Consider the following 18,832-nt stretch of genomic DNA (forward strand, 5'->3'; position numbering starts at 1 on the left):
CGACCGGAGGAACCGCCCGATGACCAGCCAGACCACCGACCTGCCCCAGCTCCTCGCCGGCAAGCGCCTGCTCGTGACGGGCGTCCTCACCGAGGCGTCGATCGCCTTCGCGACCGCCCGCATGGCCCAGCAGCTGGGCGCAGAGATCGTCCTGACCGGGTTCGGCAAGGGCATCCGGTTGACGACCCGGGTCGCCGAACGGCTGCCGTCCACCCCCGACGTGCTGGAGATGGACGTCACCGACATCGAGCAGATGGGTGCCGTCGTGGCCGAGCTCGGTGACCGGTGGGGTGCCGTCGACGGCGTGGTGCACGCCATCGGCTTCGCACCGGCGAGCGCCATCGGGGGCAACTTCCTGGAGACCCCGTGGGAGGACGTCGCTACCGCGGTGCAGGTGTCGACCTACAGCTTCGCGTCCCTCGCCCGGGTCATGGCTCCCCTGCTCAAGGCGGGCGGCGGCGGCTCCTACGTGGGACTGGACTTCGACGCGACCGTCGCCTGGCCCAGCTACGACTGGATGGGGGTGGCCAAGGCGGGGCTGGAGAGCGCCTGTCGGTACACCGCCCGTGAGCTCGGCGCCCAGGGCACCCGGGTCAACCTCGTCGCCGCAGGCCCCCTGAAGACCATGGCGGCCCGGCAGATCGAGGGCTTCAAGTCCTTCGAGGACACCTGGGGCGAACGCGCCCCCCTGGGCTGGGACATCACCGACACCGAACCGGTGGCGCGAGTGGTGTGCAGCCTGCTGGGGGACTGGATGCCCGGGGTCACCGGCGAGATCGTCCACTGCGACGGGGGCGTGCACGCGATCGGTGCGTGAGGCGTGGGGGAGCGGCCGCACGTGGCTGCCATGATGGGGGCATGACCACGCTCGGAATCGTCCTCGGTGGAGGCGGCGCCCGCGGGCTGGCCCACATCGGGGTGCTCCGGGCCCTCGCCGACGTGGACGTGCATCCGGATGTCCTGGTCGGAGTCTCGATGGGGGCGGTCGTGGGGGCGACCTACGCCGCCCGGTCCGATTGGCTGTCGGCGCTGCAGTCGCTGGACCGCAGCGCCCTGCCAGGCCACGAGAACCTCGTGGACGCCGAGGGCTTCGACCTGCTGCGCGCGGTGGTCCGCAGCGCGGTCCGGATGGCGCCGAAGGTCGTCAGCTTCGGGGTCAACGGGTACGAGGACTTCGGCCGCCGGACCATGGCCGAGCTGCTCGGGGGCACCCCGGACTTCGCCGACCTGCGGATGCCCTTCGCGGCCGTGGCCACCGACCTGGCCGGCGGTCGACGGGCCGTCCTGGACGCCGGGGACGTCACCGACGCGGTGATGGCCAGCGCCGCCCTGCCGGTGCTGACGCGGCCACTGGAGCTGGAGCAGGGCCGCTACCTCGACGGCGGGTTCGCCGACCCCGCACCGGTCGACGTGGCCCGGGCGATGGGCGCCGATGTGGTGCTGATGGTCCACGTGGGGTCGGCGCCGGTGGGCCTGGGGGAGGCGACGGTGGACGGGGCCCTCAAGGGTGTCCTGCGCGGTCTGGAGATCGGCGTGGCCGAGTTCGTCCAGTCACGGCTGATCCAGGCCGATGTGGTCGTCGCCCCGCCGTTCGGCGCCGGCGTCTCGTGGCTGTCGTTCGACCGGGCCGACGACCTCGCGCAGATGGGGTACGACGCGATGCGCGGGCAGCTCGACGCGGTGCTGGAGCTGCTGGACGGGTGAGCGCGATGTTCCCCGACCCGCGGCAGGCGCCGGCGGATGCCCCGCTGGCCATCGGTGAGGACTTCCGACCGTCCACCCTCGTCGAGGCCTACCGCAACGGCATCTTCCCGTGGCCCGACGGCGGCGGCGAGGTGTTCTGGTGGTCGCCCGACCCGAGGGCGGTGTTCGTCGTCGGTTCGGTCAGGCGGTCCCGGTCGTTGCGGCAGGTGATCCGCAGGGACGACCTCGACGTCACGTTCGACACGGCCTTCCCGGCGGTCATGGCAGCATGTGCCGACCGGGCCGAGGAGGGCACCTGGATCACCCAGCGGATGCAGGCGGCCTACGAGTCCCTGCACCGGATGGGCCACGCCCATTCGGTGGAGGTGTGGCGTGACGGCGTGCTGGTCGGGGGCCTGTACGGCATCGCAGTCGGCGGCGTGTTCACCGGGGAATCGATGTTCCACCGGGTCAGCAACGCCTCGAAGGTGGCGCTCGTCGCGCTGGACGACCACCTGCTCGACCGCGGCTTCTCCCTGATCGATGCGCAGCTGCACACCGATCACCTCGAGTCGATGGGCGCCCGGATGGTGGACCGGGAAGCCTTCCTCGACGTGCTCCACGCCGTCCGGGACGCCCCGATCACCTTCCTGTGACCCGTCGGGTCGGGGGGTGGGTCAGCGCTTCTGGGGCGCGCCGGGGTCGACGTCCACGCCGACCACCCAGACGACCTCGTCGTTGAGGTAGGACGCCCGATCGTCGCCGGCCCGCTTCGGCCGGGCCAGGGCGGCGTCGGCGTTGACCACCACCAGCGAGACCCGTCCGGCATCAGCGAGGCCGACCAACGTGACCGTGGCCTGGCCGTCGAAGAGCGTCCCGTCGATCGCCTGGACGACCCGGCCCTCGCCCGTGGCCACGACGGCGACTCCACCAGCAACGTGCCTCGGTCCCCGCACGGTGACCGTGACGGCGTCACCGACCCCCTCGAGGTCGACGACGTGCGCGGCGGCGTGGTCGACGGCGACCTCCGTCACCTCGCCGCTGGCGAGCGTGCCGGCGCGGCTGATCGTGGGATAGGGAAGGGGTTCGCCGGGGAACCCGGCGACCTCCCATGCCGCCGTGGCGGCGACGAACGCCACCATCTCCTCGTCCAGGGAGGTGCCGCGCTCGGCCAGGACCGTGGCGTACCCGCCGAGCAGGTGGGAGTCGGCGTCACTTGCGGCCTGCCACACCTGCCGGATCACGTCGTCGCCGTACCGCTCGGCCAGCCAGAGGTTCCACACGTAGGCCCCGTAGGCCCGGTCGAACCCGCCCCCGCCGAGGGAGAAGTCCGACAGCGGGAGCTCGGGTCGCGCGGCGAAGTCCTGCAGGTAGGCGGTGCGGGCATCGGCATCGGGATAGACGGCCTGCTCCATCCACACGGCCGTGGCCTCGTAGGCCCACGGTTCCCCGTCCCAGGCCATCCGCATGTGGATCAGGTGCGCGAACTCGTGGGCTGCGGTCGACCTGAGGGCATCGGGCGGGTTGGGCTCGTAGCCGATGTAGTCGTTCTCCAGGACGAGGAACCCGTGGACCGACCGGCACAGGACGCAGGGGTTCTCCTCGTCGGCTGCCACATAGCCGTAGGGCCCGTCGTCGAGGTCCACCAGGTAGACGTCGACCAGGTCCTGTCCGTGGCGGTCCGTGCCACCCAGGCCCTCGTCGGGAAGCGGTTCGGGCCACCCGAGGCGCTCGACCTCCGCGACCCACACCTCCTCCAGGACCGTCGCGGTGTCCTTGACGAAGGCGATCGTTGCCGCGTCCGGTCCCGTGTCGGTGAAGTGGATCCGGAAGTGCGGGGTGTCGACGTGGTAGCGCTGCCCCTCGGGCGCCTGGAACTCGTCGGAGGACCCCTCCGTGGTCGGTCGCAGGAGGACGGTGCCGTCAAGGGCGTTCCGGGGCCCGTCGGTTTCCGCCGCGACGCCGCCGAACGCCACGACGACGGCGACCAACGCCGGGACGACAAGGCTGCGCACGATGTCCACGATAGGACGCCAGCCCGTCACGAGCCGGCGACCGGTCGCAGCGTCACCCGGGCGTCATGGGTCAGGCGATCGCCGGTTCGGCGTCGGCGGGGGCAACGCGACGGCGGCCGAAGGACCACGACTCGGGGTCGAAGGTCGACACCCGCCGCTGGTAGTGGCCCACCCGGCCCGGGTAGAGGGTGTCGTTGACGCCGTCCTCGTTGAGGTACCAGCTGCCGCAGCCCGACGCCCACACCAGGTCCGCGTGCCGTTCGGCCATCTCCGCGGCGTAGGCGTCGGCGGCCTGCTGGGTCGGTTCCAGCCAGTCGGCGCGCCCGGCGCGAAGGTGTTCGAGGGCCTGGACGACGTAGTCGGCCTGGGCCTCGGCCATCAGCACGACGGAGTTGTGGCCGGTGCCGCTGTTGGGCCCGAGCAGGAAGAAGGTGTTCGGGAACCCAGGGGCAGCCAGGGAGTTGTAGGCCGCTGCGTGGCTGGACCAGGCGTCGTGCAGGTCCTGGCCGTCCCGGCCTATGACCTCCATGGGCGCCCAGAAGTGGTGGGCGTCGAAGCCGGTGCCCCAGATGATCACGTCGAGCGCCACCTCGGTGCCGTCGACCAGGCGGACCCCCGACGGGGTGATCCGCTCGATGCCCTCGGTCGCGACCTCGACGTGGTCGCGGGCCAGGGCCGGGTAGTAGGTGTTGGAGAGCAGCAGCCGCTTGCAGCCGGGTTCGATCGTCGGCGTCAGCTTCTCGCGGAGGTCGGGGTCCTCCACGGCGCGGTGGATGTTCCAGGTGCCCGCGCTGCGGAGCCGTGCCGCCGCCCGGGGGTTGCGTTCGAGCATGCGCCACACGCCGTGCTCGAGGATCAGGTTCGTGACCTCGCGCAGGACGCGGTGGGCCCCCGGGACCCGCCGGAGGAGCAGCCGTTCGAGGCCGGAGAACTCGCGGTCGAGCTTGGGCAGCACCCAGCCGGGCGTCCGCTGGAAGACCGTCATCGCGCCGACCTCGTCGACGATGCTCGGGACGATCTGCACGGCCGAGGCCCCGGTGCCGATGATGCCGACCCTCGCACCCTCGAGGTCCACGTCGTCGCGCCAGTGGGCGGAGTGGAACGCTGGCCCGGTGAAGTCGTCGCGGCCGGGGATGTCCGGGATGACCGCTCGGGTCAGGGGACCCACACCGTTGACGACGACGTCGGCCTCCATCGTCTCGCCCGCCGCCGTCGTCAGCAGCCAGCAGGCGCGGGCCTCGTCCCACTCCTGCCGGATGATCTCGGTGCCGAAGCGCATGTGGCGACGCAGGTCGTGGTGGTCGGCGACCCGGTGCATGTAGTCGAGGATGTCGGGCTGTTCGGAGAAGAACCGCGGCCAGTCGTTGGGCTGGCCGCGCAGGGAGTACACCGGCGAGGGCACGTCGCAGGCACAGCCGGGGTAGGTGTTGTCCCGCCACGTCCCGCCGAGGTCCTCGGCCGCGTCGATGATGACCATCTCGTCGGCGTGGCCGTCCCGCTTCATCGCCAGCGCCATCGCCATGCCGCTGAAGCCGGCCCCGACGATCACCACGCGCAGCGTTCGGGTGGGGCGGGGTGTGGACACCTTGGCGAGGAGCAGGCTCAACATGACACGGATTGTGCACCATCGTTTGGTGGCACGTGAAGGTTGGTCGTCAGGTGGGGTGGCCCGCGACGAGCACGGCGGTGGGAGTCCAGTCCCACGGGGCGTCGCTCGTGAGGGGGTCGCCCGGCCAGGCGACGATGTCGGCTCGACGTCCTGGCAGCAGCGCGCCCACGAGGTCCTCGCGGCCCACCGCGACGTGCCCGCCGATGGTGGCGGCCTCCAGCGCCGTCCGACGGTCGATCGCCAGTCCGCCGTGGTGGTGCTGGGCGGCCCGGATGCCGCTCCATGGATCCATCGGGGTGACGGTGGAGTCCGACGAGAAGCACATCGCCACACCGTCGGCTGCCAGCCAGGAGAACGGGTTGGTCGTGTCGGCGCGGTCGCGACCGAAGCGGTGCTCGTACAGCCCGGCCGGACCGTTCCAGGTGGCGTCGAAGGCAGGTTGCACGCTGGCGACCACCCCGAGGCGGCCGAGCGTGGTCACGTCGGCACGGCTGACGAGCTCGAGGTGCTCGATGCGGTGGCGTGCCGTGCGGACCGCATCGACGCCGCAGACCTCGGCGGCTCGCACGAGGGCCCGGACGGCCTGGCCGGTGGCCTCGTCGCCGATGGCATGCACGCCGGCGCCGAGTCCGGCGTGGGTTGCCCGGACGAAGAAGTCGGTCACGGCCTCGTCGTCGTGGAACAGCTCGCCGTTGATCCGGACCCCGTCGTTGGCGAGGTAGGGCGCGCTGGCCGCCGCGGTACACGATCCGATGGAGCCGTCGAGGAACAGGTCACCACCCGGTCGGAGGGGGCCGCCGGATTGCCAGGCGAGGTCCGCCCAGTACGCGTGCACCTCCAGCGGCCATGGACCGGTCGCCCAGGCGAGGGCGTCGGTGATGTCGGACAGCTCGGGAATCCCCATCTCGTGGATGGACGTGATGCCCAGGGCCAACGCCGCCCGACAGGTCTCCTGCCGGGCCCGGTCGATGGCGGCCGGGCCGAGCAGCCCCACCAGCGCGCCCTGGGCGACGGCGACGGCTTCCTCCAGCAGCCAGCCGGTCGGCAAGCCGTCGATGTCGCGCATGACGTGCTGGCCGACCGCGCCGAGGTCCAGCCGTGCGAGCAGGCCCCGGTCGACCACACAGGAGTGGCCGTCGACCCTGAACAGCACCGTCGGCCTGCCGCCGGCGGCGTCGAAGAGCTCGTCGGCGGTCGGTGGCCGCTGCTCGGGCCAGGACTGGTCGTCCCAACCGGTGCCGTGGACGACCGCCGGATCGACGCGCTCGACGTGGGCGCGGACGCGGGCAAGGGCGTCCTCGAGTGACCTCGCGCCGGCGAGCGCGACCCCGACTCGTTCGAGGCCGGTCGCCGTGGCGTGCACGTGGGCGTCGACGAACCCGGGGGTCAGCCACACCGCACCCAGGTCCTCCACCCGGTCGTGGGCGGGTGCGTCGGCCGGGTCGCTGCCCGTCCAGGCGATCTGGTCCCCGTCGACCAGCACGGCCCGGTGGGTCGGGTCGATCCCCCCGACGGCGGCGAGCCCGCGGCCCACCCACAGGACGCGTTCGCCCACCCCCGGTTCGGTCACGCCGGCATCAGGCAGCGACGCGACGGGCCAGGCCCGTCCCGAGTGGCTCGAAGGCGATGTCGGGGTGGTCCCGCTCGGCCTTGTCCAGCGCCACCGAGGACGCGAACAGCGCCATGTGGTTGCCCTGGGAGTCCTCGACCACCATGGTCTTGAACTGGCCGCGCAGCGCATCGACGGCGCTGGCGTCGATGCGCCGTGCCACCTCCCACTGGAGGGGCTGCATCCGCACGGGGCAGCCGAACTCGTGCTCGAAGCGGTGCTCGGCCACCTCGAACTGCAGCTGCCCGACGCCGGCGAGGATGGGCTCCTGGTCGCCGAACTCCGGCCGGCGCAGGACGTGGATGACGCCTTCCTCGTCGAGCTGCACGAGCCCCTTGCGGAACTGCTTGTAGCGCTTGGTGTCGGTGGTACGGACCGACACGAACTTCTCCGGGGCGAAGGTCGGGATCGGGGGGAACGTCACCGCGTCGTCGGTGTACAGCGTGTCACCGGGCACGAGGTCGGCGGCGTTGACCAGGCCGACGATGTCACCGGCGACGGCGAGGTCGACGGTGTTTCGGTCCGCCGCGAAGAGCTGATGGGCGTACTTCAGCTGGTAGGTCCGCCCGGTCCTGGCGAGCGTGGCGCTCATGCCACGCTCGAAGGTGCCGGAGTTGACGCGCAGGAACGCCATGCGGTCGCGGTGGCGGGGGTTCATGTTGGCCTGGACCTTGAAGACCTGGCCGGCGAACGGGGCGGCGACCGGGCGGGCGCCGGCGTCGGCCGGTTCGTCCACGGGTGAAGCCGAGGGGGGAGGCGCCAGCTCGGCGAAGCCCTCCAGCAGCAGGCGCACCCCGAAGTTCTGCAGCGCCGAGCCGAAGAAGACGGGGGTCTGCGTACCACCGAGGAAGGCGTCCTGGTCCAGGACCCGCTCCTCCATGTCCAGCAGCTCCAGCTCCTCCTTGGCGGCGTCCCAGCGGTCGGGCGGGCAGCCCTGCGGGTCGGCGGTCGCCCACGGCTCGACGACCTCCTGGCCCTTGCGGGCCCCATGGGCGGTGCGGTCGTAGCGGACCAGCTCGTCGGTGCGACGGTCGACGATGCCGGCGAAGTCCGATCCGTCGGCCACCGGCCACGTGATCGGAACCGGCTGCAGGCCGATCTGCTCGGTGATCTCGTCCAGCAGGCCGAGGGGCGGCAGGCCGGGCCGGTCGCACTTGTTGACGAACGTCACGATCGGCAGGCCCCGGTCACGGCAGACCTGGAACAGCTTCAGCGTCTGTGGCTCGAGGCCCTTGGCGATGTCGAGCACCATCACCGCGGCGTCGGCAGCGCAGAGCGTTCGGTAGGTGTCCTCGGAGAAGTCGGCGTGCCCGGGGGTGTCGAGCAGGTTGAAGCGCCAGTCCCCGTAGGCGAAATGCAGGACGGTGGAGGACACCGAGATGCCGCGTTCCTGCTCCAGCTTCATCCAGTCGCTTCGCGCCGCCCGGGCGACCCGGCGCGACTTGACGGCCCCCGCCTCGCCCACCGCCCCGGCGTACAGCAGGAACTTCTCCGTGAGCGTGGTCTTGCCCGCGTCGGGGTGGGAGATGATCGCGAACGTGCGTCGCCGGCCGACCGCGTCGGTGAACGCGGCGGTGGCGATGCTGGCGCTGGGTGCGGGGGTGGAGGACATTGACCAGCAAGGGTGCCACCGCGGCCACCTCGCCGCATGGCCTCCACGCCCGTCCGCCCAGCCCCGACGGCGGGTCCGACCGCGGTCGAGATCGGCCGTCCACCCGAGTCTGGCGTTCCCCGACGATTGTGGGGAGGGGTGCACCCGCGCTCCCGTTCCTACGATCGTGCCCGATTGCCGGGCCTGCCAACGAGGCGTTCGCCGACGATTGTGGGGAGGGGTGCACCCGCGCCCCCATTCCTACAATTGTGGCCGGGTGCCGAATTCGGGGAGGGGCGAGACGAGCTCCTGTCGGGGTCGGGGTCGGGTCGGGTCGGGGGCCCAGTCCACCTGGCCGCATGGTCGGTCAGGTGCTGGCGGGGGCGGGGGAGGGGTCGGTGGCGTCCCGGCGGGCGGCGCGGACGAGCACGGCGAGGCCGATGGTCGGCAGGACAGCGGCGAGGCCGAGGGCGGTGTGGAGGGGGACCAGGCCGCTGAGGCCGCCCAGCAGGGCCGTGCCGATCGCGCCGCCGACGAACTGGACCATGTTGACCATCCCCAGCGCGACGCCGAGCGTCGAGTCGTCTGCGGCCAGCGTCACCCGGTCGTTGAGGGCGACGCTCCCGCCGCTGAAGCCGATGGAGGCCCCCGCGACCCCGAGGACGAGCAGCCATGGGCTCCCGCCGCCGAAGCCGGCCAGCAGCAGGGTCGCCACGGAGCCTGCCGCAACCGCCGAGGCCGTACGGAAGTGTCCGCCGCCTGCCAGCAGCCGTCCGACGACGCGGGACCCGACGGCCCCCGCGGCCGCCGCCGGCAGCATGGCCAGGCCGATGCCGAGGGAGGACCAGCCCTGGGTCTCCGCGAGCAGGCTGGGCACCGCCAGCAGCGCCGCGAAGTACCCACCGAGGAGCGTCAGCCCGCCGATGCTGCAGGCGCGGATCGCCGGGTTGCCGATCACGGCGTGGGGCAGGAAGCCGTCCGCTGCCCGGCGGGTGTGGACCCAGAGCAACGGGAGGGACACGAGGAGGAGGCATGCGCCCACCATCCCGGCTGCTGCCCCGGCGGTCGGGGCCTGGAGCAGCAGCATGACGCCCGACACGAGGGCCGAGACCAGCGCCGCACCACGGGCGTCGAAGCTGCCACCGCGCACGGTGTCGGGTGCCAACGGCACGATCGGACGGATCAGCAGCACCGCGACCACGGGGATGGCGATCACCCAGCGCCAGCCGAGCAACGTCTCCACGCCACCACCGATGATGGGTCCCGCGCCGCTCACGGCTGACACGACCGCGAAGAGGCTGCCGAACACCGCCGAGCGGGCGGGACCCGTCCAGCGGGCGGCCACGATCCCGTTGGCCAGCACCGGCACGGCCCCCGAACCGATGCCCTGCAGCACCCGGCCGCCCAGCAGGACGGGCAGCGACGGGGCTGACGCGGCGATGGCGGCACCGAGGGCCATGACCAGAACGCCGACGACGAGCGGTCGCCGCAGGCCGAAGATGTCGGCCACGCGTCCGAACACGGCCTGGCGACCGACATGGACAGGCTGAACACCGAGAAGATCCAGGCGGCGTCGCTGACCGTGAGGTCGAGGTCCGCCCGCACGACGGGGATGGCCACCGCGACCGCACTGGATCCGACGACGGTGAGGGCGATCAGCGCCCCGAGCAGCATCGCGGCGCGACGCGCCGAACCGGGCGTCTCGGGTGGCGACAGCGGTTCGGGTCGGGGCGAGGGCACCCGCGACAGCCTACCGGTGGCCTCCGGCCTTCCCGCCGGCCGCTCCTTCCCGTAGCGTCGGGGTGTGACCGCCGTTCACGAGGCCAGCGGCCTCGACCGTCCGACCCGGCCCCTCGGCAGGGTCGTGGTGGCCGCGGTCGGCGTGTTCGTGCTCCTCCGGCTACTGCTGCCGGCCGGGGACGGACCCGACGTCGTGGCCCTGCCCGCCGAGGACTCCGTCGAGGCGGCGCAGCTGTCGGACGGCACGCCGGTGTGGATCGTCCGTGGCAGCGGCGAGGACATCGGGGTCATCCAGGCCCTGGCACCGGAGACGGTCAGCGGGGTCGGCGAGCTGGTCGCCTGGTGTCCTGCCGGCGACCGGTTCGTCGCCGGGCACCACGGCCGCAGCTTCGCCCCGGACGGGCGGCGATACACGGGGGCGTCCCCCAGCGGGCTGCCGACCGACCACGACGTCCCACCCGCCGACCTCGTCACCCACACCTGGACGATCCTGGAGGGCAGCAGCGACGTGGGTGATCCGTTGCGCGTGGGCCCGGCCGAACCCGTCAACCATCCCACCGAGCTGCTGCGACCCACGCTGCGCGGCCCCCTCGATGGCCTGGGACCGCCGGCCGGGTGCCGCATGGACCCGGTCGTCGACGTCCCTGTCCCATCAGGACCGGCACCGCTGGACCACACCGCGTTCCTCGCCCCGTTGCAGACCGCCCGTGACGGCTGGCAGATCGTGGAGGGCAACGTCCTGGTCCAGCCGGACGGCCGTGCCATCTGGTGTCAGGGCACCGCGGCCAGCGGCCCCCCGGGCTGCCGCCCCGACCTGTCCGTCGACGTCGACCTCGGCGTGGACCAGCGCGACACCCGTGGCGTCTCGACGGTGCTGGACGGCCCGATGGCGGTCAGGCTGGACGGCGGCCGCGTCGTGCAGATCGCCGTGCTGTTCGGCACGCGGTGGCGCGGAGGTCCCCTGCGCGCCTGAGGGTCACCCCGTTGCGGTGAAACGCTCCGTGTCCTCGGCCAGCTGCTCGAGGGCCGCCGCGCGATCGCGGAACCCGTCGATCCGGACCGACTTGCCCTCGAGGTCCTTGTAGATGCTGAAGAAGTGCTCCACCTCGTCGAGGAGGTGCTTGGGCAGGTCGACGAGGTCCCTGACGTGCTGCCAGCGGGGGTCGGCCTCGGCGACGGTGATCAGCTTCGCGTCCTCGCCCTTGTCGTCGGCCATGTCGAACACCCCGACGATCCTGGAGGTGATGGTGCAGCCGGGGAAGGTCGGCACGCCCAGCAGGACCAGGGCGTCCAGCGGGTCGCCGTCACCGGAGAGGGTGTTGGGGACGAACCCGTAGTCGCCCGGGTAGTGGACGGCCGAGAACAGCATCCGGTCCAGCCGGAACCCTCCGATCTCGTGGTCCCACTCGTACTTGTTGCGGGACCCCGCGGGAATCTCAACGAACACATCGACGGTCATGGCCAGCATCATCGCAGGCGGACACGGTGTCGTCAGGGCTCAGGCCCTGCCCGTTCGCAGGTCCAGCAGCCGTTGCCTGACCCGCGCCTCGCTGATCCGCTCGGCCGTGCCGACCTGCTGGGCGAAAAGGCTGATGCGAAGCTCCTCGAGCTGCCAGCGCACCGACTGGGCCGCGATCGGGTCCAGCGAGGGGCCCCTCGTGTCGACGAGCAGCCGCAGCTCCTCCTCCAGGTCGCGAACCAGCGCCATCCCCTCGCGGTCGCGGTCGGGGTTGCGGCCCATGGTGTCGAGGCGGACGACCATGCCCTGCAGGTAGCGGGGCAGGTGGGGAAGGCGTGACCCACCGGTGCGGGCGACGAACCCGGGATAGACCATCCGGCCCAGCTGCTGGGCGACGTCCCGCTTGGCGTCGTCGAAGGACGGGGGCAGCGGCTGGCGCAGGCGTTCGCGAACGGTGCCGGCTCGTTGGACGATGTGCGCGGTCGCCCTGGCGGTCACCACGACCAGCCTGGGGGCACGCTCACGGACGTCCTTGCGGAGCTCGGCGAAGTCCGCTGCGGTCCACGCGGGACCGCCGGCGTCCTCGACGATCGCGTCGATGACACAGTCCAGGCAGTCCTCGATCACGGCTGGCACGTCGGGGTGGGGCGCCATGGTCAGCTGCAGCTTCTGCTGCTGGTCGAGCTGTCCGGCGACGACCCGCACCATCGTCGGCAGGGCCAGGCGGAGCAGCCGTCGCGTCCCGGCCGCCATGGCGCGTGCCTGCTCGGCCTCGGTGGTGACGCTGCGGACACCAGCGGTGGTTCCCTCGTCGACCAGGGTGGGGTAGGCGCGCACCTCGACATCGCCGGCCCGGTTGGACACGACGCGTGGCAGGTCCCCGAAGGTCCAGTCGGTCAACCCGCGATGTTCGGGGAAGGGCGCGGCCTTCCTGACCGCGGAGCGGAGGTGGGTGGCGACACCCTCCTTGAGCGCCGACAGGTCGGTCCCGCTCGCCAGCGGCCCCTTGTCGCCGACGATCCGGTACCGCATCCGCAGGTGCGGGGGCAACCTCGCCCCCGCCCAGTCCTGCGGGGTGATCGTCACGCCGGACAGGCGTGTCAGCTCACGGGCAAGCGCCGGCAGCAGCGGGCCGTCGTCGGGGCCGATGCGCTGCAGGGCCCTGGTGGCGGTGTCGGGCGCGGGGACGAGCGCGCGACGCAGCGACTTCGGCAGGGCACGGATCAGCGCGACGATCAGCTCGTGCCGCAGGCCGGGGACCTGCCAGTCGAAGTGGCCCGGTTGGATGCGCGGCAACATCTCCAGGGGGATGTCCACGGTGACGCCGTCGGCCTGCGGGTCCTCGGGATCGTAGGCGTAGTCCAGCGACAGGTCGTTGCCGCCAACGGTCCACGTGTCGGGGTAGTGCGTCAGGTCCGCGAGGCTGTCGTGCCCACCGGCCAGCAGCTGGTCGACGGTCACGTCGAGCAGGTGCGGACGGTCCCGGGAGACACCCCGCCACCACTTGTCGAACGATGCCCCGTTGACGACGTCGGCGCCCACATGGGCGTCGTAGTGGTCGGCCAGGACGTCCTCGGGGGCCAGCAGCCCCGGTCGTCGGAGGCGTGCCTCGAGCTCGCGCACCCTGGCCACGGTGTCAGCGTTGGCGGCGAGGAACCGATGGCTGTGGTCCCAGTCCCCGTTGACGAGCGCATGCTCGATGAACATGGCGCGGGCCTGCGCCCGGTCGATCCGCCCCAGGTTGATCCGCCGGCCCTGGACGATCGGCAGGCCACGGAACACCACCTTCTCCAGGGTGGTCGCGGCGGCACGGTTCCGGCTCCACTCGGGGTCGGAGTGGCTGCGGGTGACCAGGTCACCGGCGAGCTCCTCGATCCAGCGTGGCCTGATCGCGGAGGCCATGCTCGCCCACAGCCGGTTGGTCTCCACCAGCTCGGCGGCGACGACCCAACCGGGGGGATGGTCGGCGAGCGCCGACCGACGGCCCAGGACGAACCGGGTGCTGCGCGTGCCGAGGTACTCGCGGCTGTCCCCGTCGCGGACCCCGACGTTGGACAGCAGCCCGGCCAGCATGGATCGGTGGATGCCGTCGTGGTTGTCGGGATCCTTGCTGATGGCGATGCCCAGGTCCTTGACGATTCGCCGCAGCTGGCTGTACACGTCCTGCCACTCGCGGACGCGAAGCCAGTGCAGGAACTCCTGGCGGCACCGCTTGCGGAACTGGTTGCCCGACAGCTGGTGCTGCTGGTCGCGAAGGTGGTCCCACAGGTTCAGCAGCGTGAGGAAGTCCGAGCCCGGTTCGACGAAGCGGGCGTGGTACTGCTCCGCGGTGTGGGCCTTGTCCTGCGGCCGTTCGCGCGGGTCCTGGATCGACAGCCCCGAGGCGATGACCATGACCTCGTGGACGCAGCCCTCCTCCTCGGCGGCCAGCACCATCCGGGCGAGCCGGGGATCGACCGGCAGCCGTGCCAGCCGGGTCCCCACCTCGGTGAGGGCCCGACCTCCGGGGGCGGACGCGTCGGGCACGATCGCCCCGAGCTCCTCCAGCAGGGCCACGCCGTCGGCCACCTGCCGCCGGTCGGGGGCCTCCAGGAACGGGAACGCGTCGACGTCGCCGAGTCCGATGGCGGTCATCCGGAGGATGACGGAGGCCAGGTTGGTGCGCAGGATCTCCGGTTCGGTGAACGCGGGCCGTGCCTCGAAGTCCTCCTCGGCGTACAGGCGGATGGCCACGCCCGGGCCCAGTCGGCCACACCGTCCGGACCGCTGGTTGGCCGAGGCCTGGGAGATCTTCTCGATCGGCAACCGCTGGACCTTGGTCTTCCGGCTGTAGCGCGACATGCGGGCGAGGCCCGGGTCGACGACGTAACGGATGCCGGGGACGGTCAGGGAGGTCTCGGCGATGTTGGTCGCGATGACGATCCGCCGTCCCTTGTGCCCGCTGAAGACGCGGTGCTGCTCGGCCGCCGACAGCCGGGCGTACAGGGGCAGGATCTCGGTGCCCTTCAGCTTGGCCTTGCCCAGCGCGTCGGCGGCGTCCCGGATGTCCCGTTCGCCGCTGGCGAACACCAGGATGTCGCCCGGGCCCTGGTCGACGAGCTCCTCGACCGCCTCGACGATCCCGTCCACGAGGTCCAGCTCCGCGACGTTGCCGTCGCTGTCGGCGTGCTCCAGCGGGCGGTACCGCACGTCCACCGGGTAGGTGCGGCCGGAGACCTCGATGATGGGCGCGGGGACCCCGTCGGTGGCGAAGTGTGCGGCGAAGCGTTCGGTGTCGATCGTCGCCGACGTGATGATCAGCTTCAGGTCCGGTCGCTTGGGCAGCAGCTGGGCCAGGTACCCGAGGACGAAGTCGATGTTGAGGCCCCGCTCGTGCGCCTCGTCGATGATGATCGTGTCGTAGGCGCGGAGCTGGCGATCCCTCTGCAGCTCGTTGAGCAGGATCCCGTCGGTCATGACCTTGATGACCGACCGCTTGGACACGGTGTCGGTGAAGCGAACGGCGTACCCGACGAGGTCGCCGACGCGGCTGTTCAGCTCCTCGGCGACCCGTTCGGCCACGGCCCGGGCGGCGATCCGACGGGGCTGGGTGTGGCCGATCAGGCCGTTGGTGCCCCGTCCCGCCTCGATGCACAGCTTGGGCAGCTGGGTGCTCTTGCCCGATCCCGTCTCACCGGCGACCACGACGACCTGATGATCACGGATGGCCGCCACGATCTCGTCGGCGCGGTCGGTGATGGGCAGCTCGGGTGGCCGCGACGGCGTCGGGATGGACGGCGTGCGGTCCCCTGCGGGCCCCCCTCGTGCCCCGGTGGCGGTGCTGGTCATGGCGTTGGAACGGTACGTGTCCCGGACCACCGTGACAGCAGGGACTAGTCGTATCCCGTGGGGCGTGGCTACCCTCCGTGTCCCACGGTCGTGCGTACAGTCGACATCAGCCAGTCCCGCCGACTCGGCCTCGGGGTCGACGTACCAGCCCGTCGAAAGGGAAGAACCAATGCGCGCTCGCGTGCTCGTCGTCGACGACGACGTTGCGGTGCGGACGCTGCTGTCGGTCGTGCTGGACGACGACTCGTGGGACGTCGTGGTCGCCGGTACCGTCGAGGAGGCCCTCGCCCTGGTGCACGACGGTGGGATCACCGTCGTGGTGCTGGACCGCCACCTCGTCGACGCCGACGGGATCGAGCTGCTGGAGGACCTCGGCCAGGCCTCCGAGACCGGGACGATCCCCGTCATCCTGATCAGCGCCCGGGCCGACCACGACTCGCGGGTGGCGGGACTCGACGCAGGTGCCCTGGACTTCGTCGACAAGGAGATGACGCCCGTCGAGCTGAAGGCCCGCGTCAGGTCCCACGTCAACCACGCCGGACGGCTCGCGGCCCTGGTGGCCGACCGGGCACGCGATCAGGACCTGCTGATCGACGCGTCGGCGGCGTTGGTGCGGGCCACGACCGCCATCGACGTGGCCCGGACGGCGACGAGCCGGGCGCTCGGGTGGCCCGACGTGGACCTGGCCGTCGTCGTCGGGTTGGTCGGGCCGGGCAGCGGTCGCGTCATCGCGCTGTCCGGCTCGACGGTGGGGGTGTCGCTGAGCAGCGGCGCGACGGTGCCACCAGAGGCCGACCGTGCGCTGCGGGCCCAGGCCGAGGCGGGCCCATGGGTGGAACCGGCCAGCGGGATGGCGTTGTCCTCGATAATCGGGGGCGCGCCGTCCCTCGTGTGCGCGGCCCCGCTCGTCCACGGGGGGAGGACGGTCGCCGTCCTCGGCACGGCAAGCCTCCGGGGGACCCGTGAACGATCCAGGATCCTGTCGGGCACCGCCGGCCTGGCCCGCGCTGCGGCATCCCGGTTCGGCGAGCTGCTCGCCACGGAGGTCCGGACCCGCCACGACCTCGAGGCCCTCGAGGCGGCCGTGGCAGGCAACGGGGTCGCGTCGGTGTTCCAACCGGTTGCGCGGGCCGGTTCGCTGCGGGTGGAGGGGTTCGAGGCCCTGACCCGGTTCGTGGACGGGACGCCGCCCGAACCGCGCTTCCGGTCCGCCGGACTGCTCGGGGTCCGGGTCGAGCTCGAGCTCGCGGCCATGACCCAGCAGCTGCGTGCTGCCGAGGCGCTGCCGACGGCGTCGTGGGTCGCCCTGAACCTCTCGCCCTCCGTGATGCTGGACCGGCGGTTGCCCGCCGTCCTGGCACGGACCGACCGGCAGGTCGTCCTGGAGCTGACCGAACACGATCCGATCGAGGACTACGCGGTGCTGCTGCGGGCACTCGCGACCCTGCCGGGCAGTCCGAAGCTGTCGATCGACGACGCCGGGTCCGGGTACGCCTGCCTGGCGCATGTGCTCGCGCTCGAACCCGACTTCGTCAAGCTCGACAAGGCCTGGGTTCGCGAGGTCGACACCGACGGGGCCCGGCAGGCGCTCATCTCGGGTGTCCGGGGGTTCGCGGAGGAGCTCGGGGCACAGGTGATCGCCGAGGGAGTCGAACGGGCCGAGGAGCTGGCTGTCCTGGAGGACCTCGGTGTCGCCTACGTGCAGGGTCATCTGCTGGGCGAGCCCCGGTCCGCCGCCGAGGCACCGCGGACCACCGGGCCCGGCCTGCCCTGACCCTGTCGTTCCACCCTCGTGCTCTGGTCCGAGGGGGATAGGGTGCGTGATTCCGCCACGCCTCGACGAAGGGTTCGACCATGCGGCAGCTCAGCGGTCTCGATGCGATGTTCCTGAGCCTGGAACGTCCCAACACCCCGCTCCACGTGGGGTCGGTGGTCTTCGTGGATCCCACCACGGCGGCGGAGGGGTTCACCCACGAGACCGTCATGGACGTGTATCGCAACCGGCTGCACCTGTTGCCGCCCTTCCGCTGGCGACTCGTGACCACACCGATGGGCCTGGACCATCCGTACTGGATCGACGACCCCGAGTTCGACCTGGAGTACCACGTGCGGCGGATCGCCGTGCCGCCACCCGGTGACGCCAGGACGCTGGCCGACATCGTCGCGCGCATCCACGCCCGGCCGCTGGACCGGTCCAGGCCCCTGTGGGAGACCTACGTCATCGAGGGCATGGCCGACGGGATGGTCGCCATCTACAGCAAGAACCACCACGCGACCATCGACGGCGTCTCCGGTGTGGACATCCTCGGCGTCCTCTTCGACCTCGAACCGACCCCGCCCGTTCCCGGTCACCGCGAGGCCATGACGGGCGAGCGGCCACCGTCGGACGCGGAGATGTTGCTTCGTTCTGCGCAGGGGCTGGCCAAGCTGCCGGGCCGGGCCGGTCGGATGGCCGTCCGCGCAGCCGGTGCCCTCCCGCTGCTCGGACGGATGGCCGAGCAGGCGGCCCCGTCGAGGATGCGGTCCCGGATGGGGGAGGGGTTGTTGGGCAAGCCCCACCTGCAGGCACCCCCGTCCCCGTTCAACGGGACGATCTCGCCCCACCGCCGATGGGCCTACGCGTCCATGCCGCTCAAGGACATCAAGCGGCTCAAGGACGCCTACGACTGCAAGGTCAACGACGTCGTCATGGCGCTGACCGCCGGTGCGTTGCGCCGCTGGCTGCAACGGCACGACGCGCTGGGCGACCAGGCCCTCCAGGCGATGGTCCCCATCTCGATGCGGACCTCCGCGCAGAAGGGCGACGCCGGCAACCAGGTCAACGCCCTCATCGCGCTGCTGCCGACCGACGTCGCCGGTGTCGAGGACCGTCTCCGCAGCGCCGCGTCGTCCATGGACGTCGCCAAGGGCGGCAACGCCGTCCCTGCCAGCGTCCTGCGGGACTTCACCCAGTTCGCCTCGCCGGCCCTTGCGGCGAGCGCGGCCAGGACGGTGGCCCGGCTCGGCTGGGCCGACCACATGCGGACACCGTTCAACGTCGTGGTCTCCAACGTCCCGGGCCCGCCCGTACCGCTGTACCTGGGCGGTGCCCGGATGGAGGGCATCTTCCCCGTCTCGGCGATCTACGACGGCATGGGCCTCAACGTGACGCTGTTCAGCTACCGCGACGAGCTGCAGTTCGGGCTCGTGGCCGACCGCGAGATGGTCCCGGACCTGTGGGAGATGGCCGACGACTTCACCGCCGAGATGGCCGAGATGGCCGCCCTGCTGGACCGGTGAGGATCCTCGGCTAAGGGCT

Annotated in this window: 14 protein-coding genes; 7 read left to right on the forward strand and 7 right to left on the reverse strand. The window is 71.9% G+C overall.

Annotated features, from left to right (window positions below):
- The first annotated feature begins 40 nt into the window (after positions 1–40).
- From fabI to aat, 3 genes are read left to right on the forward strand one after another with little or no spacing between them, the layout of a single operon-like run.
- Positions 41–817: an enoyl-ACP reductase FabI gene (fabI, locus tag DVS28_RS13010; RefSeq protein ID WP_114594164.1), complete on the forward strand. Its 777-nt coding sequence runs from the start codon at positions 41–43 to the stop codon at positions 815–817.
- A gap of 41 nt (positions 818–858) precedes the next feature.
- Positions 859–1,704 (forward strand): patatin-like phospholipase family protein, encoded by an 846-nt coding sequence (locus DVS28_RS13015; RefSeq protein ID WP_114591825.1) that lies wholly within the window; start codon positions 859–861, stop codon positions 1,702–1,704.
- Positions 1,705–1,709: 5 nt separating this feature from the next.
- Complete coding sequence (gene aat / locus DVS28_RS13020) at positions 1,710–2,339, forward strand: leucyl/phenylalanyl-tRNA--protein transferase (RefSeq protein WP_114591826.1); 630 nt, start codon at positions 1,710–1,712, stop codon at positions 2,337–2,339.
- Positions 2,340–2,360: 21 nt separating this feature from the next.
- Here aat and DVS28_RS13025 read toward each other — a convergent pair whose 3' ends face one another.
- From DVS28_RS13025 to DVS28_RS13045, 5 genes are all read right to left on the reverse strand, one after another.
- Positions 2,361–3,698: an MXAN_6640 family putative metalloprotease gene (locus tag DVS28_RS13025; RefSeq protein ID WP_164710479.1), complete on the reverse strand. Its 1,338-nt coding sequence runs from the start codon at positions 3,696–3,698 to the stop codon at positions 2,361–2,363.
- Between the two features lie 70 nt (positions 3,699–3,768).
- Complete coding sequence (locus DVS28_RS13030; protein WP_114591828.1) at positions 3,769–5,307, reverse strand: flavin-containing monooxygenase; 1,539 nt, start codon at positions 5,305–5,307, stop codon at positions 3,769–3,771.
- Positions 5,308–5,353: 46 nt separating this feature from the next.
- Positions 5,354–6,877 carry an amidohydrolase gene (locus tag DVS28_RS13035; RefSeq protein WP_164710480.1) on the reverse strand — a complete coding sequence of 508 codons (1,524 nt, stop codon included), beginning with the start codon at positions 6,875–6,877 and terminating at the stop codon, positions 5,354–5,356.
- A 7-nt stretch (positions 6,878–6,884) separates the two neighbouring features.
- Positions 6,885–8,528 carry a peptide chain release factor 3 gene (locus DVS28_RS13040; RefSeq protein ID WP_114591830.1) on the reverse strand — a complete coding sequence of 548 codons (1,644 nt, stop codon included), beginning with the start codon at positions 8,526–8,528 and terminating at the stop codon, positions 6,885–6,887.
- 346 nt (positions 8,529–8,874) lie between these two features.
- Positions 8,875–10,029, reverse strand: coding sequence for an MFS transporter (locus DVS28_RS13045; protein ID WP_114591831.1), 1,155 nt, complete (start codon positions 10,027–10,029; stop codon positions 8,875–8,877).
- A 15-nt stretch (positions 10,030–10,044) separates the two neighbouring features.
- Between DVS28_RS13045 and DVS28_RS13050 the strand changes: the two genes are divergently transcribed.
- Both DVS28_RS13050 and DVS28_RS13055 read left to right on the forward strand, forming a co-directional pair.
- On the forward strand, positions 10,045–10,302 hold the full coding sequence (locus DVS28_RS13050; RefSeq protein ID WP_114591832.1) for a hypothetical protein: 258 nt from the start codon (positions 10,045–10,047) through the stop codon (positions 10,300–10,302).
- Positions 10,303–10,311: 9 nt separating this feature from the next.
- Complete coding sequence (locus tag DVS28_RS13055) at positions 10,312–11,220, forward strand: hypothetical protein (RefSeq protein WP_114591833.1); 909 nt, start codon at positions 10,312–10,314, stop codon at positions 11,218–11,220.
- 3 nt (positions 11,221–11,223) lie between these two features.
- On the opposite strand, the gene DVS28_RS13060 is transcribed toward DVS28_RS13055, so the two are convergent.
- Together DVS28_RS13060 and hrpA are read right to left on the reverse strand one after the other, a co-directional pair.
- The gene (locus DVS28_RS13060) at positions 11,224–11,706 is read right to left on the reverse strand and encodes an inorganic diphosphatase (RefSeq protein ID WP_174236202.1); all 483 of its coding nucleotides are present in this window, start codon (positions 11,704–11,706) and stop codon (positions 11,224–11,226) included.
- A gap of 39 nt (positions 11,707–11,745) precedes the next feature.
- Positions 11,746–15,534, reverse strand: coding sequence for an ATP-dependent RNA helicase HrpA (gene hrpA / locus DVS28_RS13065; protein WP_164710481.1), 3,789 nt, complete (start codon positions 15,532–15,534; stop codon positions 11,746–11,748).
- Between the two features lie 169 nt (positions 15,535–15,703).
- Here hrpA and DVS28_RS13070 point away from each other — a divergent pair, with 169 nt between their 5' ends.
- Entirely contained in the window at positions 15,704–17,308 is a 1,605-nt protein-coding gene (locus tag DVS28_RS13070; RefSeq protein ID WP_164710482.1) for an EAL domain-containing protein, read from the forward strand.
- An 80-nt stretch (positions 17,309–17,388) separates the two neighbouring features.
- Complete coding sequence (locus DVS28_RS13075; protein WP_114591835.1) at positions 17,389–18,813, forward strand: WS/DGAT/MGAT family O-acyltransferase; 1,425 nt, start codon at positions 17,389–17,391, stop codon at positions 18,811–18,813.
- The last annotated feature ends 19 nt before the right edge of the window (positions 18,814–18,832 follow it).

The sequence above is a fragment of the Euzebya pacifica genome (assembly GCF_003344865.1).
Lineage (GTDB): Bacteria > Actinomycetota > Nitriliruptoria > Euzebyales > Euzebyaceae > Euzebya > Euzebya pacifica.

Bases quoted from the DNA above. Each gene is read 5' to 3' on its own strand.
- aat (WP_114591826.1), top strand. From the start codon at position 1,710: ATGTTCCCCGACCCGCGGCAGGCGCCGGCGGATGCCCCGCTGGCCATC.
- DVS28_RS13070 (WP_164710482.1), top strand. From the start codon at position 15,704: ATGCGCGCTCGCGTGCTCGTCGTCGACGACGACGTTGCGGTGCGGACG.
- DVS28_RS13030 (WP_114591828.1), bottom strand. From the start codon at position 5,307: ATGTTGAGCCTGCTCCTCGCCAAGGTGTCCACACCCCGCCCCACCCGA.
- DVS28_RS13075 (WP_114591835.1), top strand. From the start codon at position 17,389: ATGCGGCAGCTCAGCGGTCTCGATGCGATGTTCCTGAGCCTGGAACGT.
- DVS28_RS13050 (WP_114591832.1), top strand. From the start codon at position 10,045: ATGGACAGGCTGAACACCGAGAAGATCCAGGCGGCGTCGCTGACCGTG.
- DVS28_RS13015 (WP_114591825.1), top strand. From the start codon at position 859: ATGACCACGCTCGGAATCGTCCTCGGTGGAGGCGGCGCCCGCGGGCTG.
- hrpA (WP_164710481.1), bottom strand. From the start codon at position 15,534: ATGACCAGCACCGCCACCGGGGCACGAGGGGGGCCCGCAGGGGACCGC.
- DVS28_RS13040 (WP_114591830.1), bottom strand. From the start codon at position 8,528: ATGTCCTCCACCCCCGCACCCAGCGCCAGCATCGCCACCGCCGCGTTC.
- DVS28_RS13060 (WP_174236202.1), bottom strand. From the start codon at position 11,706: ATGACCGTCGATGTGTTCGTTGAGATTCCCGCGGGGTCCCGCAACAAG.